Here is a 24918-nt window from a genome sequence, read left to right as displayed (position 1 = left end):
GAGTAGCTTAAAACGCTAAATTTCCGTGACATATGATTGTGGTGTATGTGTTAACGGGATTTTGCGATCAGGCGAGAACGTTTTGGTATGGTGCTGTTAAGGACATTAAATGCGGGCGCAGTGGTCACCGGCCCGCGGCAAGAAGATATCAGGATGCGGTTAAAATACCGCCAATCATCGCACGTAATCCCTGGGCAAATGACGCGTCACCCGCCAGGTCTTCGGCTTCGATGTCGGCCAGTACGCCATAGGTCAGATCCAGCAATAAACGAGAGGTCATCGCCGTGTTAATGTCAGGACTTATCTCACCTTTTTGCTGGGCATCGCGCATACGCTGGGCGATGTATTCGGTGATTGTCAGATGCTTATTCCTGAGCATAGCGGCAACCTGCGGATTGCGCATTCCTTCCGCCATAATCTCTACCACCAGCGCCCGCTGGGCAAAGGCTTCATGCGTCAGGGAGACTATCGACTCGACCATATATTCTACAAAATGAATCCCTTCGATAGGGTCCCGGAAGCGGGCCAGCGCCCTCTCCTGATCCTGGAGGATAATTGCCTGAATCAAGGCTTCTTTAGAAATGAAATGGTGGTAAAGCGTCCCGGGACTTATACCGCAGGATTTACAGATGGCTTTCATCGAGGCACTGTGAAATCCATTTTCTGAAAAAATCTCTCTGGCAGCATTGAGGATCCGGGTCCGTGTCGGTTGTGCTTCAGTCTGCATGTTATCCATCGTTAAACCAATATAGTTAGCATGAATAACTAGTTTACCGCGTTGTCAGGTGAGCGCCTATCATTGCTGTTGAATAGTGCGAAGGCACACCCGATTCGTTTACTATTCACACGATAATTGGTCAACCAATGAACATAACATGGTTACCAGTTTTCTGGCGTTTTTTCACTGCTGAACTCGCTGTACCGGTAAACAACACTCACTCAGTTGTTTACCGGCCTGCTAGCGATTAATTAAGCTCCTGTACCCCACCGCCGGATACGGTGAGTATTTGCCCGCTTATCCAACTGGCAGCAGGTGAACACAGAAACAGCGCCGCGTTAGCAATATCTTGCGGTTGACCCAGACGTCTGATTGGCGTGTGCTGCAACATTTTTTGTTCAATTTCTGGCGTAATAACGGATTTTAGAGCATCAGTTAATATTGCCCCCGGCGCAATGCCATTCACCCGAATATTTTTTTCACCCAGATCAAATGCCATATTTCTCACCAGATGACTGGCCGCAGCTTTAGATGACGCATAGGAAGTCATGTTTTTATTTTTATTTTCTGCAGCCATAGAAGTGATAGTCAGAATAACACCTCCGCCATTTTTTTCCATTTCTGGCGCAATGAGTTGTGACAGATGGAAAAAAGAAAACACATTCAGTTCATAAGCGCGGCGGAAATCCGCCATTGGCATATCAAACGGTTTAGGACCACCGCCACCCGCGTTGTTAACCAGAATATCCACTTTGCCCAACTTACTGATGGCAAAGTCTGCCAGAGCAGATAATTCCTGTTCGGAAGTAATATCACAACGCCAGGCAAATGCCTGTCCACCAAGCTGTTGAATCTCATCAACAACATGATTTGCTGCATCGGCATTAATATCACTGACCACCACAGATGCACCTGCTGTCGCGAATGTAATGGCAATTTCTTTACCAATACCAGCACCCGCACCGGTGATGATGGCGCATTTTCCGTCGAGTCTCAGGTTGTCAGAATTAAACACATAAACCTCCTGTGAACTTCAGTAAATAAATTAAAAGGCACCGCCTGTGTGCCACATTTTTTATCATTAACCTCGGGGAAAAGACACTACCAGGTATAGCAGATAAAGAGAGATTATTTCGCCGTAATGAGCCGCGCGGGGATAATCAGATTTCGAGAGTGATTCTCTTCGTGACTGATTTTTTGCATCATGCGATCGGCAAGCGTAAAGCCCAGTTCCCGCGCAGGTGTGCAGGCCCAGACAATCGGAAAATCATCAAGAGCAGTTTGCGTTACATCAGTAAATGCCGCTAATGAAACCTGTTGCTCAAAATAACGATCGACCCCGCTTTCGCCGCTTTGCCGCCCTGCTTTCAGTAAACCAAACCACGCGCCCATCGCAATGGTTTCGTTGTAGCACACCACCGCGCTGATGGTCGGGTTATGGCGCAAAAGCGCCGTTATAGCTTCCGCAGCCAGCTTCTGGCTGGAAGAACATTCCAGTACCCAATCGCTGTGAAACGGCAGACCAAATTTTAATAGTGTTGCGCAATATCCACCCACTCGTTCCGCGCGGGTTAAAGAGGAACTTTGCCCTCCCAGCCAGGCGATACGCTGATGCCCATTGCGAATAAGGTGTTCCGTCAATAACTGCGCTGCCTGCATGTTATCCGGGCGAACAGTATCCACATCTTCAAGATAGCTGGCACGGGATGCAAAAATCACCGGGATGTCTTTTTCTTCTGCCATGCGCCGCAGGTCATCACTGCTTCCTGCCGCACCGGCAATCACCACACCATCGACACCCTGATTCAGTAGCAGTGAAAATCGCTGGGCCAGTTGCTCGCCATCTTTACCGCCGTGGAGCAAAAAAACCATCCGCCCCTGTGCTTCCAGTGCCTCTGTCAGCCCGGCCGTTAATTCAGCGTAAAACGGCGAAGATAAGTCGCGCACAATTAAGCCAATTACGCCACTCTGCCCGCCGCGCAGCGCAGATGCCTGGCGATTTCGCACAAAGCCTAACTCTTCAATGGCCGCGTTAACCCGTTCTCCCGTGGCGGCAGATATTCGCCCTTTGCCACTAAGCACCAGCGAAACGGTACTGACTGACACGCCCGCAGCCAGCGCAACATCATGAATGGTGATTTTTTTGGCGGTAGCCATGCAGATGACCTACTCCCTGATTATGTGACAGATAAAACGTTTTACCTTTAATTTATCTTATACCCGCTATTATCGTTGCGTAATGTGATTTATGCCTCACTAAAATTTGATAAAACGTTTTATCTTCTCGCGCAATTTATTGAATCCAGACTGTTCTCAACAAGGAGTCGTTTTATGACGGCGAAAGCAGCACCGAAAGTCACGCTGTGGGAATTCTTCCAGCAGTTAGGCAAAACCTTTATGTTACCCGTGGCGTTATTGTCGTTCTGCGGCATTATGCTCGGAATTGGCAGTTCCCTTAGCAGCCACGATGTCATCACCCTAATCCCGGCATTGGGTAACCCCGTGTTGCAGGCCATCTTTACCTGGATGAGTAAGGTTGGCTCGTTTGCTTTTAGCTTTCTGCCAGTGATGTTCTGTATTGCAATCCCACTCGGGCTGGCGCGTGAAAACAAAGGTGTTGCAGCATTCGCGGGTTTTGTCGGTTACGCGGTCATGAACCTTGCGGTTAACTTCTGGTTGACCAATAAAGGCATTCTACCAACCACCGATGCAGCCGTTCTGAAAGCCAATAATATCCAGAGTATTCTTGGGATCCAGTCGATCGACACCGGGATCCTCGGTGCAGTGATCGCCGGTATCATTGTCTGGATGCTGCATGAGCGTTTCCATAATATCCGCCTGCCAGATGCGCTGGCGTTCTTCGGCGGCACCCGCTTCGTGCCCATTATCTCCTCACTGGTGATGGGACTTGTCGGTCTGGTAATTCCGTTAGTCTGGCCGATATTTGCTATGGGCATTAGTGGATTAGGTCATATGATCAATAGCGCAGGCGATTTCGGACCGATGCTGTTTGGTACTGGCGAACGTCTGCTGTTGCCGTTTGGTCTGCATCACATTCTGGTGGCATTAATTCGCTTTACTGATGCGGGCGGCACGCAGGAAGTCTGCGGTCAAACCGTAAGCGGCGCGCTGACTATCTTCCAGGCGCAATTAAGCTGCCCGACCACACACGGTTTCTCTGAAAGCGCTACGCGTTTCCTCTCCCAGGGAAAAATGCCTGCCTTCCTCGGCGGCCTGCCTGGTGCGGCATTAGCCATGTATCACTGCGCACGCCCGGAAAATCGCCATAAAATTAAAGGCCTGCTGATTTCTGGCCTGATCGCCTGTGTCGTTGGCGGCACCACAGAACCGCTGGAGTTCCTGTTCCTGTTCGTTGCGCCAGTCCTGTATGTCATCCACGCACTGTTAACCGGCCTCGGCTTCACTGTCATGTCCGTTCTCGGTGTCACCATCGGTAATACCGACGGTAATATCATCGACTTTGTGGTATTCGGTATTTTGCATGGTCTGTCGACTAAGTGGTACATGGTGCCAGTGGTGGCGGCAATTTGGTTTGTTGTTTACTACGTCATCTTCCGTTTCGCTATCACCCGCTTCAATCTGAAAACACCGGGGCGCGACAGTGAAATCGCCAGCTCAATCGAAAAAGCCGTTGTCGGTACGCCCGGTAAATCAGGTTACAACGTTCCGGCAATCCTCGAAGCCCTGGGTGGTGCCGACAATATTGTCAGCCTTGATAACTGTATTACTCGCCTGCGTTTGTCTGTGAAAGATATGTCGCTTGTGAATGTGCAGGCGCTGAAGGACAATCGGGCAATTGGCGTAGTTCAATTGAATCAACATAACCTGCAGGTTGTTATTGGGCCGCAAGTTCAATCGGTAAAAGATGAAATGGCCGGTTTGATGCGCACTGTTCAGGCATAAGGATAAAATATGTTCGATTTTTCAAAGGTCGTGGATCGTCATGGAACATGGTGTACACAATGGGACTATGTCGCTGACCGTTTCGGCTCTGCGGATCTGCTGCCGTTCACGATTTCAGACATGGATTTTGCCACCGCACCCTGCATTATCGAGGCGCTGAATCAGCGCCTGATGCACGGTGTGTTTGGCTACAGCCGCTGGAAAAACGATGAGTTTCTCGCGGCAATTGCCCACTGGTTTTCCACCCAACATAACACCGCTATTGATACGCAGTCGGTGGTTTATGGCCCTTCTGTTATCTATATGGTGTCGGAATTGATTCGCCAGTGGTCTGCCGTCGGTGAAGGCGTGATGATCCATACCCCCGCTTACGACGCATTTTACAAAGCCATTGAAGGTAATCAGCGCACCGTGATGCCCGTTGCTTTAGAGAAGCGGGAGGACGGTTGGTTTTGCAATATGGCAAAACTGGAAGCTGTACTGGCGAAACCAGAATGTAAAATTATGCTCCTGTGTAGCCCGCAGAACCCCACGGGTAAAGTCTGGACTTGCGATGAACTGGAGATAATGGCAGACCTTTGCGAACGCTATGGTGTACGCGTTATCTCCGATGAAATCCATATGGATATGGTATGGGATGAGCAACCACATATTCCCTGGAGCAACGTGGCGCGCGGAGACTGGGCGCTGCTGACTTCTGGTTCGAAAAGTTTCAATATTCCTGCCCTGACCGGAGCTTACGGTATCATTGAAAACAGCGAGAGCCGCGAGACGTATTTATCAGCACTGAAAGGTCGTGATGGGCTTTCCTCCCCTTCTGTACTGGCATTAACAGCACATATCGCCGCCTATCAGCAAGGCGCAGCGTGGCTGGATGCCTTACGTGTCTATCTGAAAGACAATCTGAGGTATATCGCCAATACAATGAACGCCGCGTTCCCGGAACTCAACTGGCAGCCCCCACAATCCACTTATCTCGCCTGGCTTGATTTACGGCCTCTGAACATTGATGACAATGCACTGAAAAAAGTCCTGATTGAGCAAGAAAAAGTGGCGATCATGCCGGGATATACCTACGGCGAAGAAGGCCGTGGCTTTGTTCGTCTCAATGCCGGATGCCCTCGTTCGAAACTGGAAAAAGGTGTCGCCGGATTAATTAACGCCATCCGCACTGTACGTTGATTGCGATTGCGCAACGCAAATAATCGTTGCGCAATCGTAGATTTTTACCCTGCTTTGTTTTTATAATGGTGCGCACTTTTATATCCAGAAAAAGAGTGCGACCATGATTGATACCACCCTGCCATTAACTGATATCCATCGCCACCTTGATGGCAACATTCGTCCCCAGACCATCCTTGAACTTGGCCGCCAGTATAATATTTCACTTCCTGCACAATCGCTGGAAACGCTGATCCCCCACGTTCAGGTCATCGCCAACGAACCCGATCTGGTCAGCTTCCTGAGCAAACTTGACTGGGGCGTTAAAGTTCTCGCTTCTCTTGATGCCTGCCGTCGCGTGGCATTTGAAAATATTGAAGATGCCGCTCGAAACGGCCTGCACTATGTCGAACTACGTTTTTCGCCAGGCTACATGGCGATGACGCATCAGTTGCCTGTTGCGGGCGTGGTTGAAGCCGTCATTGATGGCGTGCGTGAAGGTTGCCGCACTTTTGGTGTGCAGGCGAATCTTATCGGCATTATGAGTCGAACCTTTGGCGAAGCCGCCTGCCAGCAAGAACTGGAGGCATTTTTAGCCCACCGTGACCAGATTACCGCGCTGGATTTAGCCGGTGATGAACTTGGTTTCCCGGGGAGTCTGTTCCTTTCTCACTTCAATCGCGCACGTGATGCGGGTTGGCATATTACTGTTCATGCAGGTGAAGCTGCTGGCTCGGAAAGCATCTGGCAGGCTATTCGTGAACTGGGGGCGGAACGTATTGGACATGGCGTAAAAGCCATTGAAGATCGGGCGCTGATGGATTTTCTTGCCGAACAGCAAATTGGTATTGAATCCTGTCTGACCTCAAATATTCAGACCAGTACCGTAGCCTCTCTGGTGGCACATCCACTGAAAACGTTCCTTGAGCATGGTATTTGCGCCAGCATTAACACTGATGATCCGGGGGTTCAGGGCGTAGATATCATTCACGAATATACCGTCGCCGCACCCGCTGCGGGTTTATCTCGCGAGCAAATTCGCCAGGCGCAGATTAACGGTCTGGAAATGGCGTTTTTGAGCGCCGATGAGAAACGTGCTCTGAGAGAAAAAGTGACTGCGAAGTAAGAACATGCCTGATAAGGCGCGTAAGCGTCGTATCAGGCATTTGAATTCATCGCCGGATGCAGTGTAGTCGCTTTATCCGGCTCCAAAAATCGATTATCACGCCAGGCACAGCGTCGCGCGATGTTTGGCGGATTCGATACCAAGTTCAATGAGTTCCATCACCTGAATCGCCTGACTTGCCGGCACCGGATTTTCTCCGTCACCATTCAACGCATCACGAATAGCAGCGTAGTAAGCCGGATAATTTCCCGGCACCGTCAGCAGTGTTTCTTCGACGCGTTCCTCACCTTCAACACGGGTAAGTACGCCGTCACGCATATCATAGCCCCAATCTTCCTGCGGCAAACGTTCGCCATTTTTCAGCCGCTCTTCCTGTGGATCGAGTCCATACTTAACGTAGCTGCCGCGAGAACCATGAACGATATAGCGTGCCGACTCTGCTGCCGCCAACATAGTGCCGTGTAAAATGACCCGCCGCTGTGGGTAGGACAAAATGGCGTGGAAATAATCTGTCGACTGCGCTCCCGGGCGTAACTGTGCTAAATCTACGGTCATGCTGACGGGTAAGCCAAACAGCGTAATAGCCTGATCGAGCAAATGCGGCGCTAAATCGTACCAGATACCGCTACCGGGGCCGCCCTGTTCACGCCAGCGATCGCGCACCTGTGGACGGAAGCGGTCGAAATGAGACTCAAAGTAAGCCACTTCCCCCAGCAAGCCTTCCGCGAGCAAACCTTTTAGCGTCAGGAAATCGCTATCCCAGCGACGGTTATGAAACACTGACAACACGCGCCCAAGACTCTTTGCCAGAGCATCCAGCTCCCGTGCTTGTGACAGTGTCACGGTGAAAGGCTTATCAACAACCACATGTTTACCCGCTTCCAGTGCCGCTTTTGCTAACGGAAAATGGGTATCGTTGGGCGTAGGAATGACAATCAGGTCAATATTAGGATCATTAAAGAGATGCTTCGGTTCAGAGACAACCGTAACTGTTGGCCAATCAGCCTTCACTTTTGTTTCGTCACTGCTGGAGATCACCGCCAGCTCCAGCCCGGGCGTGCCCGCAATCAGGGGAGCATGGAAGGTTTTGCTCGCATAACCGTACCCAATCAACCCAACACGGATGTTGTCGCTCATGTCATTGCCTCTCATTGAAGTATGATGCTATTTGACACTATCCTTTACCCTCTCTCAACAGTTTAATAACCTGCCTGCAATACGGGGGGTTATTTAACTTAAGTCAAAAAAAGAGCGAATTTTCTGAAGGCAAAAGATAAATATCGCAAAAACATCAGTAAAAATCTTGCTGGAGCAATTATTGCTAAGTAACATTTACGGCCTTAGTTAATGGATCAATCAACATAGATGTGGGCAGTAATGAATCGTCTTATTGAATTAACAGGTTGGATCGTTCTTATCGTTTCAGTCATTCTTCTTGGCGTGGCGAGTCACATTGACAACTACCAGCCGCCTGAACAGAGTACTCCGGTACAACACAAGTAATCTCTGCGTTTGCAGGGCAACATGCAGCCCGTCCGGGTGCATGTTTTGACTTGTCGGGTATTTAAACCAGGAATTTATTATTTTGCACGGTGTTGTTGACGATTGTCAGGGATAGTAAAGCGCGTTACTCTTTTATTAGCAGTATTTCATCCCAGAATTATTTGCCATCAGCACATTCTTATTATTGCTTTAACGTTCACCTATGGTGAGATTTTATCATTACATATAATGCCTACCACTTTGGTATTAGTTATTTAATGGATCTTTTATGACAGCTCAGGAATACTTATTAAAATTTCGTAAAATCAATTCACTCGAAAGCCTGGAAAAACTCTACGATCATCTTAATTACACCCTGACGGACGATCAGGATATTATAAATATGTATCGTGCAGCCGATCACCGCCGAGCAGAGCTGGTTTCTGGCGGGCGTTTGTTTGACCTCGGACAGGTTCCGAAATCGGTCTGGCACTACGTTCAATAAAGAAAGTAGCGATCGGTTATAAAAGCTTTATAATGACGCCCCTAAAATTAGATTTGCCCGTTTGCTGTCGCTATTCTGGAGAACTTATGACCACCACAACGCCACAACGTATTGGAGGCTGGTTGCTTGGCCCGTTAGCCTGGCTGTTAGTTGCCTTACTGAGTACGACGCTGGCGCTGTTGCTGTACTCCGCAGCGTTATCTTCTCCTCAAACATTTAAAACGCTCAGCGAACAATCCCTGACAACGCAAATCTCATGGGGCGTTTCGTTTATTACCGCCATCGCTATGTGGTATTACACACTGTGGTTAACCATCGCTTTCTTTAAACGTCGGCGTTGTGTTCCTAAACATTATATTATCTGGCTACTGATTTCCGTATTACTGGCAGTTAAAGCCTTCGCGTTTTCTCCGGTTGAAGATGGTGTAGCCGTTCGCCAGTTGCTGTTTACTTTGTTGGCAACTGCATTGATCGTCCCCTATTTCAAACGCTCGTCGCGGGTGAAAGCGACGTTTGTGAATCCGTAATAACCTTACAGTTAACCTGTTGTCGCCTGCTCTGGATTAACGGATAATAGGCGGCTTTTTTATTTCAGGCCGAAAAATGACTGACTACCTGTTACTGTTTGTCGGAACTGTACTGGTCAATAACTTTGTACTGGTCAAGTTTCTGGGGCTCTGTCCGTTTATGGGGGTTTCCAAAAAGCTGGAAACCGCGATGGGCATGGGGCTGGCAACAACATTTGTGATGACGCTGGCGTCTATTTGCGCCTGGCTTATCGACACGTGGATTTTAATCCCACTCAATCTGATTTATCTGCGCACCCTGGCGTTTATTCTGGTGATTGCCGTAGTCGTGCAGTTCACCGAGATGGTGGTGCGTAAAACCAGCCCGGTACTTTATCGGCTACTCGGGATTTTTCTGCCGCTTATCACCACCAACTGTGCGGTGCTCGGCGTAGCGTTGCTGAATATCAACCTCGGGCACAATTTCTTGCAGTCGGCGCTGTACGGTTTTTCTGCTGCTGTCGGCTTCTCGCTGGTGATGGTGCTTTTTGCCGCCATTCGCGAACGTCTTGCTGTGGCCGATGTTCCGGCCCCTTTTCGTGGTAATGCCATTGCGCTGATTACTGCGGGTCTTATGTCTCTGGCCTTTATGGGCTTTAGTGGTTTGGTGAAGTTGTAATGAATGCTATCTGGATTGCCGTTGCCGCCGTGAGCCTGCTGGGCCTGGTGTTTGGCGCCATTCTGGGTTATGCCTCCCGCCGTTTTGCGGTGGAAGACGATCCGGTCGTTGAGAAAATTGACGAAATTTTACCGCAAAGCCAGTGTGGTCAGTGCGGTTATCCAGGCTGTCGTCCGTATGCGGAAGCCATCAGTTGTAATGGCGAAAAAATCAACCGCTGCGCACCTGGTGGCGAAGCTGTGATGTTGAAAATTGCCGAGTTGCTTAATGTCGAGCCACAGCCGCTGGATGGCGAAGCGCAAGAGTTGACGCCTGCGCGCATGGTGGCAGTTATTGATGAAAATAACTGTATTGGCTGCACTAAGTGCATTCAGGCGTGTCCGGTAGACGCCATTGTTGGCGCTACCCGCGCAATGCATACAGTGATGAGCGATCTGTGCACGGGCTGCAATCTTTGCGTTGACCCATGCCCTACACACTGCATCTCCTTACAACCGGTCGCAGAAACGCCTGACTCCTGGAAATGGGATCTGAACACCATTCCCGTGCGCATCATTCCCGTGGAACACCATGTTTAAGTTATTTTCTGCTTTCAAAAAAAATAAAATCTGGGACTTCAACGGCGGTATTCATCCACCGGAAATGAAAACCCAGTCCAACGGTACGCCTCTACGCCAGGTGCCACTGGCGCAGCGATTTGTCATTCCGCTGAAGCAACATATTGGCGCTGAAGGTGAGCTGTGTGTTAGCGTCGGGGATAAAGTGCTGCGCGGTCAGCCACTCACTCGCGGTCGCGGCAAAATGCTGCCGGTTCACGCACCAACCTCCGGCACCGTTACAGCTATTGCCCCCCACTCTACGGCTCATCCTTCAGCATTAGCTGAGTTAAGCGTGATTATTGATGCTGATGGTGAAGACTGCTGGATCCCACGTGACGGCTGGAGCGATTACCGCTCACGTAGCCGGGAAGAGTTAATTGAACGTATTCATCAGTTTGGCGTCGCCGGGCTGGGGGGGGCGGGCTTCCCTACGGGTGTTAAATTGCAGGGTGGCGGCGATAAAATCGAAACCTTGATTATCAATGCTGCCGAGTGCGAACCGTATATTACCGCCGATGACCGTCTGATGCAGGATTGCGCTGCTCAGGTGGTGGAAGGCATTCGCATTCTTGCGCATATCCTACAACCGCGCGAAATTCTTATCGGTATTGAAGATAACAAACCACAGGCGATTTCCATGCTGCGCGCAGTGCTGGCAGACTCCCGCGATATCGCTCTACGGGTTATTCCAACTAAATATCCTTCCGGCGGTGCCAAACAGTTAACCTACATCCTGACCGGGAAGCAGGTGCCACACGGCGGCCGTTCATCAGATATCGGTGTGTTAATGCAAAACGTCGGCACCGCTTACGCGGTGAAACGCGCAGTTATCGATGGCGAGCCCATTACCGAGCGCGTGGTGACGCTGACTGGTGAAGCCATTGCACGTCCGGGCAACGTCTGGGCGCGACTGGGTACACCTGTGCGTCATTTATTGGATGATGCCGGATTCCGTCCTTCTGCTGATCAAATGGTGATTATGGGCGGCCCGCTAATGGGCTTTACATTGCCGTGGCTGGATGTGCCGGTCGTCAAAATCACTAACTGCCTGCTGGCGCCGTCGGCCAGTGAACTCGGTGAACCGCAGGAAGAACAAAGCTGCATCCGCTGTAGCGCCTGTGCTGACGCCTGCCCTGCCGATCTTCTGCCGCAACAGTTGTACTGGTTCAGCAAAGGTCAGCAGCACGATAAAGCCACCGCGCACAACATTGCCGACTGTATTGAATGTGGGGCCTGCGCCTGGGTTTGCCCGAGCAACATTCCACTGGTGCAATATTTCCGTCAGGAAAAAGCAGAAATTGCCGCCATTCGTCAGGAAGAGAAACGCGCCGCAGAAGCAAAAGCGCGTTTTGAAGCCCGTCAGGCACGTCTGGAGCGCGAAAAAGCCGCGCGTCTTGAACGACATAAGAGCGCGGCGGTACAACCTGCAGCCAAAGACAAAGACGCGATTGCTGCCGCACTGGCACGTGTGAAAGAGAAGCAGGCCCAGGCCACGCAGCCTATTGTGATCAAAGCTGGCGAACGTCCGGATAACAGCGCAATTATTGCAGCACGGGAAGCGCGTAAAGCGCAAGCCAGAGCGAAGCAGGCAGAATTACAACAGATCAACGACGCAACAACCGTTGCTGATCCGCGCAAGGCTGCCGTCGAGGCCGCTATTGCCCGCGCCAAAGCACGCAAACTGGAACAGCAGCAGGCTAACGCCGAGCCGGAAGAACAGGTTGATCCGCGCAAAGCCGCCGTCGAGGCCGCTATTGCCCGCGCCAAAGCACGCAAACTGGAACAGCAGCAGGCTAACGCCGAGTCAGAAGAACAGGTTGATCCGCGTAAAGCTGCCGTCGAGGCCGCTATTGCCCGTGCCAAAGCGCGTAAACTGGAACAGCAGCAGGCTAACGCCGAGCCGGAAGAACAGGTTGATCCGCGTAAAGCTGCCGTCGAGGCCGCTATTGCTCGTGCCAAAGCACGAAAACTGGAACAGCAGCAGACTAACGCCGAGCCGGAAGAACAGGTTGATCCGCGTAAAGCGGCAGTTGCCGCGGCTATTGCCCGCGTTCAGGCAAAAAAAGCCGCCCAGCAAAAGGTTGTAAACGAGGACTAAATGGTATTCAGAATAGCTAGCTCCCCATATACCCATAACCAGCGCCAGACATCGCGCATTATGCTGCTGGTACTGCTCGCAGCCGTGCCTGGAATCGCGGCACAACTGTGGTTTTTTGGCTGGGGCACTCTCGTTCAGATCCTGCTGGCATCGGTCAGTGCATTGTTAGCCGAAGCGCTTGTGCTTAAGCTGCGCAAGCAGTCAGTAGCCGCAACGTTGAAAGATAACTCAGCATTACTAACAGGCTTATTGTTGGCGGTAAGTATTCCACCTCTCGCGCCGTGGTGGATGGTCGTGCTGGGTACGGTGTTTGCGGTGATCATCGCTAAACAGTTGTATGGCGGTCTGGGGCAAAACCCATTCAACCCTGCAATGATTGGTTATGTAGTATTACTGATCTCCTTCCCGGTACAGATGACCAGTTGGTTGCCGCCGCATGAGATTGCGGTCAACATCCCTGGATTTATCGACGCTGTGCAGGTTATCTTCAGCGGCCATACCGTCAGCGGCGGTGATATGAACACGCTACGCTTAGGCATTGATGGTATCAGCCAAGCGACGCCGCTGGATACGTTCAAAACCTCTGTCCGCGCCGGTCATTCAGTTGAGCAAATTATGCAGTATCCGATCTACAGCGGTATTCTGGCAGGCGCTGGCTGGCAATGGGTAAACCTCGCCTGGCTGGTTGGCGGCGTGTGGTTGCTATGGCAGAAAGCGATTCGCTGGCATATTCCCGTCAGCTTTTTAGTGACGCTGGCGCTATGCGCAACGCTGGGCTGGTTGTTCTCACCGGAGACGCTGGCATCACCGCAAATTCATCTGCTGTCTGGCGCGACCATGCTTGGCGCATTCTTTATTCTGACCGATCCGGTGACCGCTTCTACGACTAATCGTGGTCGTCTGATTTTTGGCGCACTGGCGGGCTTATTAGTCTGGTTGATCCGCAGTTTCGGCGGCTATCCTGACGGCGTGGCTTTTGCTGTCCTGCTGGCGAACATCACGGTTCCTCTGATCGATTACTATACGCGTCCGCGCGTTTACGGCCATCGCAAAGGATAAACCATGCTGAAAACTATCCGAAAACACGGTATTACGCTGGCACTGTTTGCCGCCGGTTCAACAGGTTTAACGGCGGCCATCAACCAGATGACCAAAACGACGATTGCTGAACAGGCCAGCCTGCAACAAAAGACGTTATTTGATCAGGTGTTGCCAGCCGAACGCTATAACAATGAGCTGGCACAAAGTTGCTATTTAGTGAATGCGCCTGAGCTGGGTAAAGGTGAACATCGGGTTTACATCGCTAAACAGGATGGCCAGCCGGTAGCTGCCGTTCTGGAAGCGACTGCGCCGGATGGCTATTCAGGCGCGATTCAGCTACTGGTCGGAGCCGATTTTAACGGCACTGTACTTGGCACACGCGTGCCAGAACATCACGAAACGCCAGGGCTTGGCGATAAAATCGAACTGCGCCTCTCTGACTGGATCACTCATTTTGCGGGTAAAAAAATCAGCACCGCAAATGACGCTCACTGGGCGGTAAAGAAAGATGGCGGTGATTTCGACCAGTTCACCGGCGCGACCATTACGCCTCGCGCGGTGGTGAATGCGGTAAAACGCGCCGGGTTGTACGCCCAAACGTTACCAGAACAACTTTCTCAACTTCCTGCCTGTGGAGAATAGACCGTGAGCGAAATTAAAGACGTTATTGTTCAGGGGTTATGGAAGAACAACTCCGCACTGGTTCAGTTGCTCGGTCTCTGCCCGCTGCTGGCAGTCACGTCAACTGCCACCAACGCACTGGGTTTAGGGCTTGCGACTACGCTGGTGTTGACTCTCACCAACCTGACTATCTCGACGCTGCGTCACTGGACGCCAGCCGAGATCCGTATTCCTATTTACGTGATGATCATCGCCTCGGTGGTCAGTGCCGTACAAATGCTGATCAACGCCTACGCCTTTGGTCTGTATCAATCGTTAGGAATTTTTATTCCGCTGATTGTCACTAACTGTATCGTTGTTGGTCGCGCTGAAGCCTTCGCTGCAAAAAAAGGTCCGGCGCTTTCGGCGCTGGACGGCTTTTCGATTGGCATGGGTGCAACCTGCGCAATGTTCGTGCTGGGTTCACTGCGCGAAATTATCGGCAACGGAACGTTATTTGACGGTGCCGATGCGCTGTTGGGTAACTGGGCAAAAGTATTGCGCGTGGAGATCTTCCACACTGATTCCCCTTTCCTGCTCGCAATGTTACCACCAGGGGCATTTATTGGCCTGGGACTGATGCTGGCAGGAAAATACCTGATTGATGAAAAAATGAAAAAGCGCCGCACTGAAGCAGCCGCTGAACGCGAGTTGCAAAACGGTGAAACAGGGAATGTCTGATGAACAAAGCAAAACGACTGGAGATCCTCACCCGCCTGCGTGAGAACAATCCTCATCCCACAACCGAGCTTAATTTCAGTTCGCCTTTTGAATTGCTGATTGCTGTACTACTTTCTGCCCAGGCCACTGATGTCAGCGTTAATAAAGCAACAGCGAAGCTCTACCCGGTAGCCAATACGCCTGCCGCGATGCTCGAACTGGGTGTTGAAGGCGTGAAACCGTATATCAAAACCATTGGGTTATATAACAGCAAAGCGGAAAATATCATCAAGACCTGCCGTATCTTACTGGAGCAGCATAATGGCGAAGTTCCGGAAGATCGCGCTGCGCTGGAAGCATTGCCCGGCGTTGGACGCAAAACAGCTAACGTGGTGTTGAATACCGCTTTCGGCTGGCCGACCATTGCTGTAGATACCCACATTTTCCGTGTCTGCAACCGCACCCAATTTGCTCCCGGGAAAAACGTCGAACAAGTTGAGGAAAAACTGCTAAAAGTAGTTCCTGCAGAATTTAAAGTCGACTGCCATCACTGGTTAATCCTTCACGGGCGTTATACCTGCATTGCCCGCAAACCGCGCTGTGGCTCCTGCATTATTGAAGATCTTTGTGAATACAAAGAGAAAGTTGACATCTGACACAAACAGGTACTGCCGTTTCTTCATCCATTACCGCTACTCATCCTCTTCAAAAACAACTTTCTAACGTTAATGATGCCGCCTCGCTGCGGCATCATTAGGCAATCCGTTTGTGAATAACCAAAAATGCAGGTTAATTGTTTTTTTAATAGCGAAATTTTCTATTCATTTGTGATCGAAATCACACTGATACACAAATGTAAAAATAATGCACCTCAAAAGTTAAATTTAACAAAGCATTGATTCAATCCGACCTGAAACCTACAAAACATTACACTGGCTATTTTTCAGATAATGGACTATCCCACTACATGAAACACCTTATAGCAGAACATATCGCCAAAGAGGAATTATTACCCGGCTCAAGTAGTGAAAAAATCTGCCGTTACGTTTTTTGAAAAATTTAACGCTGGATAACATTTCCCAAAACCGATGAATTCTCCAGGTCAGTTATATGTAACAGATTATTACAAAGGACTTGTCTGAAAGTGCAAGATAGTGAACATTACCTGCCGTTTCCCCTCCCACTATAACAATTGCGCGTATGTTTTTTAGACATCACGCGAGAATGCACCCCCGTTAATATGGGATGTAAAAAAAGAGGTAAAAGTGTCCACTGCAAACCAAAAACCAACAGAAAGCGTTAGTTTGAACGCTTTCAAACAACCGAAGGCGTTCTATCTCATCTTCTCGATTGAGTTATGGGAACGTTTTGGTTATTACGGCCTACAAGGAATTATGGCTGTCTACCTGGTTAAACAACTGGGTATGTCTGAAGCGGATTCAATCACACTTTTCTCTTCCTTTAGTGCCCTGGTTTATGGTCTGGTCGCTATCGGCGGCTGGTTAGGTGACAAGGTACTGGGTACTAAACGCGTCATTATGCTTGGCGCTATCGTGCTGGCGATTGGCTATGCGCTGGTTGCGTGGTCTGGTCACGACGCAGGTATCGTCTATATGGGTATGGCGGCAATTGCTGTCGGTAACGGCCTGTTTAAAGCCAACCCGTCTTCGCTGCTCTCGACTTGCTATGAGAAAAACGACCCGCGTCTGGACGGTGCATTTACCATGTACTACATGTCCGTCAACATCGGTTCTTTCTTCTCTATGATTGCAACCCCGTGGCTGGCGGTTAAATACGGCTGGAGCGTCGCGTTTGCGCTTAGCGTAGTCGGTCTGTTGATCACCATTGTTAACTTTGCCTTCTGCCAGCGCTGGGTTAAACAGTACGGTTCGAAACCTGACTTTGAACCAGTCAACTACCGTAACCTGCTGCTGACCATTATTGGCGTTGTGGCACTGATCGCGGTTGCAACCTGGCTGCTGCACAACCAGGAAGTTGCGCGTATGGCGCTGGGCGTTGTTGCCTTCGGTATCGTTGTTATCTTCGGTAAAGAAGCGTTCGCCATGAAAGGTGCTGCGCGTCGTAAAATGATCGTTGCCTTCATTCTGATGCTTGAAGCAATCATCTTCTTCGTGCTGTACAGCCAGATGCCGACGTCGCTGAACTTCTTTGCGATTCGTAACGTTGAACACTCCATTCTGGAGATGGCGGTTGAACCTGAACAGTATCAGGCGCTGAACCCATTCTGGATCATCATTGGTAGCCCGATTCTGGCCGCTATCTATAACAAGATGGGCGACACTCTGCCGATGCCGACCAAATTTGCAATCGGTATGGTGATGTGTTCTGGCGCATTCCTGATCCTGCCAGTGGGCGCGAAATTTGCTTCTGACGCCGGTATCGTTTCTGTAGGCTGGCTGGTAGCAAGCTATGGCCTGCAGAGTATCGGTGAACTGATGATCTCCGGTCTGGGTCTGGCAATGGTTGCTCAGCTCGTTCCTCAGCGTCTGATGGGCTTCATTATGGGTAGCTGGTTCCTGACCACTGCCGGTGCAAACCTGATTGGTGGTTATGTTGCGGGCATGATGGCTGTTCCGGATAACGTAACCGATCCGCTGATGTCGCTGGATGTGTATGGCCGCGTGTTCTTGCAGATTGGTGTCGCCACTGCCGTTATCGCAGTGCTGATGCTGCTGACCGCACCGAAACTGCATCGCATGACTCAGGACGATGCTGCAGACAAAGCAGCGAAAGCTGCCGTAGCATAAATTTCAGGGAAACTCTTTTACAAGCCGCTAACTTTTCGTTAGCGGCTTTTTTTTTATTCAACAACGCACTACCATTCTTTAAACCACAGCCAAAAGGAGTTACCGATGAAACTGTTCTATAAACCGGGCGCCTGCTCTCTTGCTTCCCATATCACCCTGCGTGAGAGCGGAAAGGATTTTACGCTCGTCAGTGTGGATTTGATGAAAAAACGCCTCGAAAATGGTGATGATTACTTTGCCATTAACCCTAAGGGACAGGTTCCTGCGTTACTGCTCGATGATGCCACGCTACTGACAGAAGGCGTGGCGATTATGCAATACCTTGCCGATAGCGTACCCGACCGTCAATTACTGGCTCCGGTAAATAGTATTTCGCGCTATAAAACCATCGAATGGCTGAACTATATTGCCACCGAACTACATAAAGGCTTTACCCCGCTGTTTCACCCGGCTACACCAGAAGAGTTCAAACCGATTGCGCGCGCACAACTGGAGAAAAAACTGCAGTATGTTAACGACGCGCTGAAAGATGAGCACTGGATCTGTGGGCAACGTTTTACTATTGCTGATTCCTACCTGTTTACGGTTCTGCGCTGGGCATACGCGGTGAAACTGAATCTGGAGGGTTTAGAGCACATTGCGGCATTTATGCAACGTATGGCTGAACGTCCGGCGGTGAAAGCTGCGTTGACGGCGGAAGGATTGCAGTAATAGTCATCGGCCCACAGGAAACTGTGGGCCGAAAAGAGGTATTTCAGAGTTTCGTTGCGCTGAAATAATGTTCCGGTTTGGCTATACGATCTTGTGCTGCAACCACCTGCAGCTCATATTCCTGCATTGCTTTGGTGGTCACCATAATTTCGTATACTGCGGCAGTCACATGTTCCAGCGCCTGTTGCAACGTTGCGCCCTGCAACAGTTTCACCAACAGTAAACCGCTCGTCACATCACCAACACCGACCGGCTGACGCATACCAAAATCTACCAGCGGACGGCTGATATGCCAGGCTTCATCGGCAGTAACCAGCAGCATTTCAAAACGATCGCGGCTGTAACCCGCACGCGCCAGGTGTTTAACCAACACAATTTGTGGCCCTTGCGTAATGAGTTCGCGCGCAGCTTTAACGGCTTCTTCGACGGTATGTACCGGATGCTCACAGAGGATTTCCAGCTCCACCAGATTCGGCGCGATGATATCGCTGGCAGGCAGACCGTGACGCACATGAAACTCCGCCACACCCGGCGCGACGATGCAACCTTTTTCAGGATGCCCCATTACCGGATCGCAAAAATATTTCGCCTGTGGATTCGCCGCTTTCACCTGACGGACAATACCGAGGATATGTTCCCCCTGTTCCGCCGACCCCAGATAACCACTGAGTACAGCATCACAGGTATGTAATTTATCGATGGCGGCAATGCCCTGAACAATTTCGGTTAAATGGCTGGGCGGCATTACGCAGCCAGTCCATTTGCCGTATTGGGTGTGATTAGAAAATTGAACGGTATTCAACGGCCAGACATTCGCGCCCAGGCGGCGCATCGGAAACTCTGCCGCACTGTTACCCGCATGACCATAGACAACGTGAGACTGGATAGCGAGAATATTTTTCATCGTGTTCCCTGTATAAAAACCAGGGGAGTGATTTCTCACTCCCCTTTTCCACTTAGTGCATTATTTCCAGCAAATCAGACAGTAATTCTTTTTGCCACGACGCAGTAAGGTATAACGACCAAACAGACGATCTTCTTCTTTAAAGAAGTATTCAGGATCGGACTGTTTTTCACCGTTAATGGTGATGGCATTGGACGCGATAGTTTTACGCGCCTGACCACGGGACGGTTGAAGCTCAGAATCGACCAGTGCCTGCATCAGATCAGCGCCTTTTTCCATCTCAACCATCGGTACGCCGTCCTGCGCTAGCTGTTCGAAGTCCGCTTCACTAAGCGCACTCAAAGAACCGCTGAACAGGCATTCGGTAATACGTTTCGCGGCTTGCAAACCCTCTTCACCGTGAACCAGACGCGTCACCTGCTCCGCCAGTACATACTGGGCGCGTGGTGCTTTACCACTGTTCTTATCTTCCTCTTCGAGGGCATTGATCTCTTCAATGCTCATGAAGGTGAAGAACTTCAGGAAGCGGTAAACGTCGGCATCAGCGGTATTGATCCAGAACTGGTAGAACTTGTACGGACTGGTTTTCTTCGGATCCAGCCATACGGCTCCGCCTTCAGTTTTACCAAACTTAGTGCCGTCAGCCTTGGTGATCAAAGGAACGGTCAGGCCAAACACCTGATTCTGATGCAGACGGCGAGTCAGATCGATACCAGAGGTGATGTTCCCCCACTGGTCAGAACCGCCAATCTGCAACGTCACACCATACTGTTTATTCAGGCAGGCGAAGTCATAGCCCTGCAACAGGTTATAAGAAAACTCGGTGAACGAAATACCTTGATCTTCACGGTTGAGACGCTGCTTAACCGCTTCTTTGTTGATCATCTGGTTAACGGAGAAGTGCTTACCGATATCGCGCAGGAAGGTCAGCACGTTCATATTGCCGAACCAGTCATAGTTGTTCGCGGCGATAGCAGAATTTTCTCCACAGTCGAAATCGAGGAACGGGGCAACCTGCTTGCGGATTTTGTCCACCCACTCCTGAACAGTTTCTTCGGTGTTCAGCTTACGCTCGGCAGCTTTGAAGCTCGGGTCGCCAATCAGACCCGTCGCGCCGCCTACCAGCGCAACCGGCTTGTGGCCCGCTTGCTGGAAGCGTTTCAGGCATAACAATGGAACAAGATGCCCCAAATGCAAGCTGTCAGCGGTAGGATCGAAGCCGCAATAGAGCGCGATCGGGCCTTGCGCCAGTCGCTCTGCTAACGCTTCTTCGTCCGTCACCTGGGCCACCAGCCCCCGCTCTTGCAATTGTTTAATCAAGTTACTGCTTGCCATCAAAATCTCCATGTATATAACGACTGCACCTTTGCCGGTACACGACTTTTCGCCAGATGCGAAAGAGACATAGAATAAAGTGCCGGAATCAGGAGTGCCAGCGATTAAAGCAAGATTTTTGCATCTTTTCAGGGTGCGAGACGATCGATTTTCCACGCCTCATTTTCACGCTGGTACAAAAAGCGGTCATGCAGACGATGCTCACCACCCTGCCAGAACTCAACCTGCTCAAGACTGACGCGGAAACCGCCCCAGAAACTCGGTAAAGGGACTTCGCCCTGCTGAAACTTCTGCTTCAGCTCAAGGAATTTACTCTCAAGGATCCCGCGCGCGGAAATACGGCTGGACTGCTTCGATACCCACGCGCCAATCTGGCTGTCACGGGGACGGCTATGAAAATATTTCATCACTTCGAGAGGCGAAAGACGTTCCGCTTTACCGATAACCATCACCTGGCGCTCAAGAGTATGCCAGGGGAAAAGCAGGCTAACGCGCGGATTTTGTTCGATTTGATGCGCTTTGCGACTGCCAAGGTTAGTGTAAAACACCATACCTTTTTCGTCGTAATGTTTGAGTAAAACGATGCGCTGATAAGGCTGACCATGTTCATCAACGGTCGCGACGACCATCGCTGTAGGATCAGCCAACTTAGCTTCACACGCCTGGGAGAGCCAGCGTTCGAAAAGGGTTAATGGATCGGCGGGAAGATCGCGGCGGCGTAAACCGCCTTTGGTGTATTCACGCCGCAGATGCGCGATTTGCTGCAATTCGTCGTTATCAGACATGGTTTTCTTTACGGATTGTCAGTGGGTGACGCTATTGTGCGCCGCCCCTGGAAAAATCTCAACGCTGTGGATTTTGTAACTGACAGTTATTCAAGACAATGCGGTCACGCTTATAGACCGTCGCCTCATTGCCTTTCGACCAGAAAACGTAGATACCGTCGGTATAACGCGCGCCTGATGCTGAAATGCCCTGTTTAAGGTGCAGTAATTGATTGTCGTAGACAAAACTGACTTCCTGACGTGGATTATTCAGTTTTACCGTCAACGGTTTTTCATCACACTGGTATTCCAGCGTATCGGTTTGCATGCGCTCAACCAGTTGATTGAACGCGCTACAGCCGGTGAGAAGCACCGGTAAACAGATCAGTAACAGTTTTTTCATAAACATATCCCGAAGACTTTCCTGGTCCGGAGAGCAAAACGCTCTCCTCAACATCCAAGTGTAACGGCAGAAGCAGTAGGAAAAATTCAGTTAACTCTGATATCGCGGGTTTGCGGGAAAAATTGCGCCCAATACCGTCGCCTCGCTTGCGCCAGTGACCGAGGGCAGATTGCCAGGCAGCCCCGCCAGCGTCCGCCAGGCAAGCCAGGCGAAGGCCAATGCTTCCATGTCATCACCGCTAATGCCGACAGCATCAGTGGTGGTCACTTCCGTTCCTGGCAGCAAGGCAGCAAGTCGCGTCATCACTAATGGATTACGGCTTCCGCCACCACATACCATCAAACGATCACAACCACCACTCAATAACACCTGTTCAGAAATGGTCACTGCTGTCAGTTCCACCAGCGTCGCCTGGACATCGCGCGCATCAACGCCCGGGAATTGACGCAGGTGACGCTCCAGCCAACCGTAGTTAAAGTATTCACGCCCGGTGCTTTTTGGCGCAGGCTGGGAAAAATACGCATCACTAAGCATATTTTGCAGCAGAGGGAGAATGACCCTGCCCGCGCGTGCCCATTCAGCGTCTTTATCGTAAGGTTTACCCGCCTGACGCCAGATCCACGCATCCATCAGCATGTTACCCGGTCCGGTATCGTAGCCACCCACCGGTTGCCCAGGAATGAGCAGTGACAAATTGGCAATACCACCAATGTTGAGCACCATACGCCGCTCAGTAGGATGAGCCAGCAATGCATGATGAAACGCTGGCACCAGCGGTGCGCCCTGTCCACCCAGGGCGATATCGCGACGGCGAAAATCCCCGACGACAGTAATTCCAGTGCGCGCCACAATTTGGTTGTTATCCCCAATCTGTAGAGAATGCGGCGCGACGCCCGTGGGTTCGTGCCATACAGTCTGACCGTGGCAACCAATAGCAACGATATCTTTCGGCTGCAAATTTTCTTCTTTGAGCAATGCGTTAACGGCATCGGCAAACAGGCGACCAAGTTGAGTATCCAGTTGACCAAACTGCGAAAGTGTAAGCTGCTGTCCCTGGCAAATATCCAGCACCGCTTGTTTAAGTGATGGAGGGATCGGCCAACTCAAACTTGCCAACTGCGCCACCCTGTGTTCATCGATTGTCGCCAGCACAACATCGACACCATCCAGACTAGTGCCTGACATTACGCCAATAAAGCGGCCTGATTTCATAGTTCATCCTTTTTCAACCTGACGTTTGCGCTCCACTCAAACACAAACCTCTCGCGAATTCCATGCATGAGTGCCGATTTTTACCGTTGGTAGGAAAACATTATATTTATATCAATAACTACTATGAATGTTTTGTTTATACTTGGTTAACCGTATTCTAATTATGATTCCATCATGTTTTAGTGGAACATGTAATCATAGTTATACCAATGCCATTTACTTTGGCCATGAGGGATGCTTGTGAGGCGTTTCATGGTAATCAGGAGATTTTTCAATGATTAAGCGCGTACTGGTTGTATCAATGGTCGGTCTGTCTCTTGTAGGTTGTGTCAACAACGATACCCTTTCTGGTGATGTCTATACCGCCTCTGAAGCGAAGCAAGTGCAGAATGTCAGCTATGGCACAATCGTTAATGTACGACAGGTACAAATTCAGGGTGGTGATGATTCCAACGTTATCGGCGCAATTGGCGGTGCGGTTCTCGGTGGCTTCCTTGGAAATACCGTTGGCGGCGGAACCGGGCGTTCTCTGGCTACCGCGGCAGGTGCTATCGCAGGCGGTGTAGCCGGTCAGGGCGTGCAGAGCGCAATAAACAAAACCCAGGGTGTGGAGTTGGAAATTCGTAAAGATGATGGCAACACCATCATGGTGGTACAGAAACAGGGCAATACCCACTTCTCTCCGGGACAACGTGTCATTCTGGCCAGCAACGGCAGCCAGGTGACTGTTTCCCCGCGCTAAACACGTTAACGTGTGGTCAGGTAACTGGCCACACGCCTCCTTCATTTCACCCTTTGGCCTGTAACTCTATGATGTTATGCTCAATTTTTACAATGAGCTTAATCAATTGTTCCAGCTCCTCTGCGGAAATCCCATGCAAAATTTCCGCCCGGGTTTTGTTAATCACAGCTTCCATTTCGCTAATCAGCGGCTCCGCCTTTTCCGTCAGTTTAATGCGTTTGGCCCGACGATCACTGGCACAAGTTTGACGCGAAATTAACCCTTTTTCTTCCAGTTGGTCCAACGTACGAACCAGTGAAGGCTGCTCAATGCCGATCGCTTTTGCCAGTTGAATTTGCGACTGGTCTGGAGGTAACTGATGGATATTGTGCAACGTTACCCAATGGGTTTGCGTTAACTCCAGCGGTTTCAGGCGATGGTCTATCAGAGCACGCCATATGCGCACCAACCGTGCCAGATCAGAACCTAGTGGCGATTCCAATTTCATCTCCTTATAATTAGCTTGCTAAGATATTATACAGCTTTTAGAATAGTGTGCAGCAATTGTATTGCTAAAACAAATGTATTGCTGCATTTGCTTACCATCAGACATGCTTTTCAGAAATAGCGAGTAACTTTCTCGCACATAAAGAATATTTATTAATCTAAAGCAATATATTCAGCCGTAAAGGAATCTATTTTGTGAAGTTTATGCATAGTGCAACAGGATTACCCTTACAAGATCTGGTGTTCGGTGCATCCATCTACTTTCCTCCGTTTTTCAAAGCGTTCGCGCTTGGATTTGTCATCTGGCTCGTTATACACCGCCTGCTTCGCGACAAAATCTACGCCGGAGACATCTGGCATCCCTTGTTAATGGATTTGTCGCTGTTTGCGATTTGCGTTTGCTTTGCCCTGGCAATACTGATTGCGTGGTAACT

General features: G+C 50.3%; 27 protein-coding genes. 17 read left to right on the top strand and 10 right to left on the bottom strand.

Going from position 1 to position 24918, the window contains the following annotated elements; genetic code table 11:
* Positions 1 to 148: 148 nt before the first annotated feature.
* The 3 genes from uidR to malI all read right to left on the bottom strand — a co-directional run bounded on the left by uidR (position 149) and on the right by malI (position 2875).
* On the bottom strand, positions 149 to 736 hold the full coding sequence (uidR, locus tag C0K55_RS15600; RefSeq protein ID WP_000369704.1) for a DNA-binding transcriptional regulator UidR: 588 nt from the start codon (positions 734 to 736) through the stop codon (positions 149 to 151).
* 229 nt (positions 737 to 965) lie between these two features.
* Positions 966 to 1733 carry a 7-alpha-hydroxysteroid dehydrogenase gene (gene hdhA / locus C0K55_RS15595; protein ID WP_000483368.1) on the bottom strand — a complete coding sequence of 256 codons (768 nt, stop codon included), beginning with the start codon at positions 1731 to 1733 and terminating at the stop codon, positions 966 to 968.
* Between the two features lie 113 nt (positions 1734 to 1846).
* The gene (malI, locus tag C0K55_RS15590; RefSeq protein ID WP_001516341.1) at positions 1847 to 2875 is read right to left on the bottom strand and encodes a mal regulon transcriptional regulator MalI; all 1029 of its coding nucleotides are present in this window, start codon (positions 2873 to 2875) and stop codon (positions 1847 to 1849) included.
* Between the two features lie 174 nt (positions 2876 to 3049).
* Between malI and malX the strand changes: the two genes are divergently transcribed.
* From malX to add, 3 genes are all read left to right on the top strand, one after another.
* Positions 3050 to 4642: a PTS maltose transporter subunit IICB gene (gene malX / locus C0K55_RS15585; protein WP_001516340.1), complete on the top strand. Its 1593-nt coding sequence runs from the start codon at positions 3050 to 3052 to the stop codon at positions 4640 to 4642.
* 9 nt (positions 4643 to 4651) lie between these two features.
* Positions 4652 to 5824 carry a MalY/PatB family protein gene (locus C0K55_RS15580; protein WP_038354318.1) on the top strand — a complete coding sequence of 391 codons (1173 nt, stop codon included), beginning with the start codon at positions 4652 to 4654 and terminating at the stop codon, positions 5822 to 5824.
* 103 nt (positions 5825 to 5927) lie between these two features.
* Positions 5928 to 6929, top strand: coding sequence for an adenosine deaminase (add, locus tag C0K55_RS15575; RefSeq protein ID WP_000567479.1), 1002 nt, complete (start codon positions 5928 to 5930; stop codon positions 6927 to 6929).
* Between the two features lie 96 nt (positions 6930 to 7025).
* Here the strand turns inward: add and C0K55_RS15570 are convergent, their stop codons facing one another.
* A complete protein-coding gene (locus C0K55_RS15570) occupies positions 7026 to 8066 on the bottom strand; it encodes an oxidoreductase (RefSeq protein WP_001282501.1) in 1041 nt (346 codons plus the stop codon).
* Between the two features lie 240 nt (positions 8067 to 8306).
* On the opposite strand from C0K55_RS15570, the gene blr reads away from it, so the two are divergent.
* The 12 genes from blr (at position 8307) to gstA (ending at position 18638) form a co-directional block, all read left to right on the top strand.
* Positions 8307 to 8432 carry a division septum protein Blr gene (blr, locus tag C0K55_RS15565; protein ID WP_032141301.1) on the top strand — a complete coding sequence of 42 codons (126 nt, stop codon included), beginning with the start codon at positions 8307 to 8309 and terminating at the stop codon, positions 8430 to 8432.
* A gap of 268 nt (positions 8433 to 8700) precedes the next feature.
* Positions 8701 to 8916, top strand: a complete 216-nt coding sequence (gene ydgT / locus C0K55_RS15555) for a transcription modulator YdgT (protein WP_000126621.1) — start codon at positions 8701 to 8703, stop codon at positions 8914 to 8916.
* 86 nt (positions 8917 to 9002) lie between these two features.
* On the top strand, positions 9003 to 9443 hold the full coding sequence (locus C0K55_RS15550) for a DUF2569 domain-containing protein (RefSeq protein WP_001516338.1): 441 nt from the start codon (positions 9003 to 9005) through the stop codon (positions 9441 to 9443).
* 76 nt (positions 9444 to 9519) lie between these two features.
* Positions 9520 to 10101 (top strand): electron transport complex subunit RsxA, encoded by a 582-nt coding sequence (gene rsxA, locus C0K55_RS15545; protein ID WP_000133193.1) that lies wholly within the window; start codon positions 9520 to 9522, stop codon positions 10099 to 10101.
* On the top strand, positions 10101 to 10679 hold the full coding sequence (rsxB, locus tag C0K55_RS15540) for an electron transport complex subunit RsxB (protein ID WP_000991825.1): 579 nt from the start codon (positions 10101 to 10103) through the stop codon (positions 10677 to 10679). Before rsxA ends, rsxB begins: the two co-directional genes overlap by 1 nt.
* Positions 10672 to 12798: an electron transport complex subunit RsxC gene (rsxC, locus tag C0K55_RS15535; protein WP_105266073.1), complete on the top strand. Its 2127-nt coding sequence runs from the start codon at positions 10672 to 10674 to the stop codon at positions 12796 to 12798. The genes rsxB and rsxC overlap by 8 nt, the downstream gene beginning before the upstream one ends.
* Positions 12799 to 13857, top strand: a complete 1059-nt coding sequence (rsxD, locus tag C0K55_RS15530) for an electron transport complex subunit RsxD (protein WP_001516335.1) — start codon at positions 12799 to 12801, stop codon at positions 13855 to 13857.
* A 3-nt stretch (positions 13858 to 13860) separates the two neighbouring features.
* Positions 13861 to 14481: an electron transport complex subunit RsxG gene (gene rsxG, locus C0K55_RS15525; protein ID WP_105266074.1), complete on the top strand. Its 621-nt coding sequence runs from the start codon at positions 13861 to 13863 to the stop codon at positions 14479 to 14481.
* Between the two features lie 3 nt (positions 14482 to 14484).
* Positions 14485 to 15180 carry an electron transport complex subunit RsxE gene (rsxE, locus tag C0K55_RS15520; protein ID WP_001289639.1) on the top strand — a complete coding sequence of 232 codons (696 nt, stop codon included), beginning with the start codon at positions 14485 to 14487 and terminating at the stop codon, positions 15178 to 15180.
* Entirely contained in the window at positions 15180 to 15815 is a 636-nt protein-coding gene (nth, locus tag C0K55_RS15515; protein ID WP_105266075.1) for an endonuclease III, read from the top strand. The genes rsxE and nth overlap by 1 nt, the downstream gene beginning before the upstream one ends.
* Before the next feature lie 609 nt (positions 15816 to 16424).
* A complete protein-coding gene (gene dtpA / locus C0K55_RS15505) occupies positions 16425 to 17927 on the top strand; it encodes a dipeptide/tripeptide permease DtpA (protein WP_105266076.1) in 1503 nt (500 codons plus the stop codon).
* 105 nt (positions 17928 to 18032) lie between these two features.
* Positions 18033 to 18638, top strand: a complete 606-nt coding sequence (gene gstA / locus C0K55_RS15500) for a glutathione transferase GstA (protein WP_105266077.1) — start codon at positions 18033 to 18035, stop codon at positions 18636 to 18638.
* Between the two features lie 43 nt (positions 18639 to 18681).
* Here gstA and pdxY read toward each other — a convergent pair whose 3' ends face one another.
* The 5 genes from pdxY to anmK form a co-directional block, all read right to left on the bottom strand.
* Entirely contained in the window at positions 18682 to 19542 is an 861-nt protein-coding gene (gene pdxY, locus C0K55_RS15495) for a pyridoxal kinase PdxY (protein ID WP_000789755.1), read from the bottom strand.
* Between the two features lie 60 nt (positions 19543 to 19602).
* Complete coding sequence (tyrS, locus tag C0K55_RS15490; protein ID WP_001516333.1) at positions 19603 to 20877, bottom strand: tyrosine--tRNA ligase; 1275 nt, start codon at positions 20875 to 20877, stop codon at positions 19603 to 19605.
* A 128-nt stretch (positions 20878 to 21005) separates the two neighbouring features.
* Complete coding sequence (gene pdxH, locus C0K55_RS15485) at positions 21006 to 21662, bottom strand: pyridoxamine 5'-phosphate oxidase (RefSeq protein ID WP_016248676.1); 657 nt, start codon at positions 21660 to 21662, stop codon at positions 21006 to 21008.
* A gap of 58 nt (positions 21663 to 21720) precedes the next feature.
* Complete coding sequence (mliC, locus tag C0K55_RS15480; protein WP_000480882.1) at positions 21721 to 22050, bottom strand: C-type lysozyme inhibitor; 330 nt, start codon at positions 22048 to 22050, stop codon at positions 21721 to 21723.
* An 84-nt stretch (positions 22051 to 22134) separates the two neighbouring features.
* Positions 22135 to 23256, bottom strand: a complete 1122-nt coding sequence (anmK, locus tag C0K55_RS15475; protein WP_105266078.1) for an anhydro-N-acetylmuramic acid kinase — start codon at positions 23254 to 23256, stop codon at positions 22135 to 22137.
* A 274-nt stretch (positions 23257 to 23530) separates the two neighbouring features.
* Between anmK and slyB the strand changes: the two genes are divergently transcribed.
* Positions 23531 to 23998, top strand: a complete 468-nt coding sequence (slyB, locus tag C0K55_RS15470; RefSeq protein WP_000597202.1) for an outer membrane lipoprotein SlyB — start codon at positions 23531 to 23533, stop codon at positions 23996 to 23998.
* 46 nt (positions 23999 to 24044) lie between these two features.
* Here the strand turns inward: slyB and slyA are convergent, their stop codons facing one another.
* Positions 24045 to 24479 (bottom strand): transcriptional regulator SlyA, encoded by a 435-nt coding sequence (gene slyA / locus C0K55_RS15465; RefSeq protein ID WP_001516330.1) that lies wholly within the window; start codon positions 24477 to 24479, stop codon positions 24045 to 24047.
* A 200-nt stretch (positions 24480 to 24679) separates the two neighbouring features.
* Between slyA and C0K55_RS15460 the strand changes: the two genes are divergently transcribed.
* Positions 24680 to 24916 carry a DUF1656 domain-containing protein gene (locus C0K55_RS15460; protein WP_000670973.1) on the top strand — a complete coding sequence of 79 codons (237 nt, stop codon included), beginning with the start codon at positions 24680 to 24682 and terminating at the stop codon, positions 24914 to 24916.
* Positions 24917 to 24918: the final 2 nt, after the last annotated feature.

It is taken from the genome of Escherichia sp. MOD1-EC6098 (genome assembly GCF_002965865.1).
Lineage (GTDB): Bacteria > Pseudomonadota > Gammaproteobacteria > Enterobacterales > Enterobacteriaceae > Escherichia > Escherichia marmotae.
This window is presented reverse-complemented; position numbering and strand designations above follow the sequence as displayed.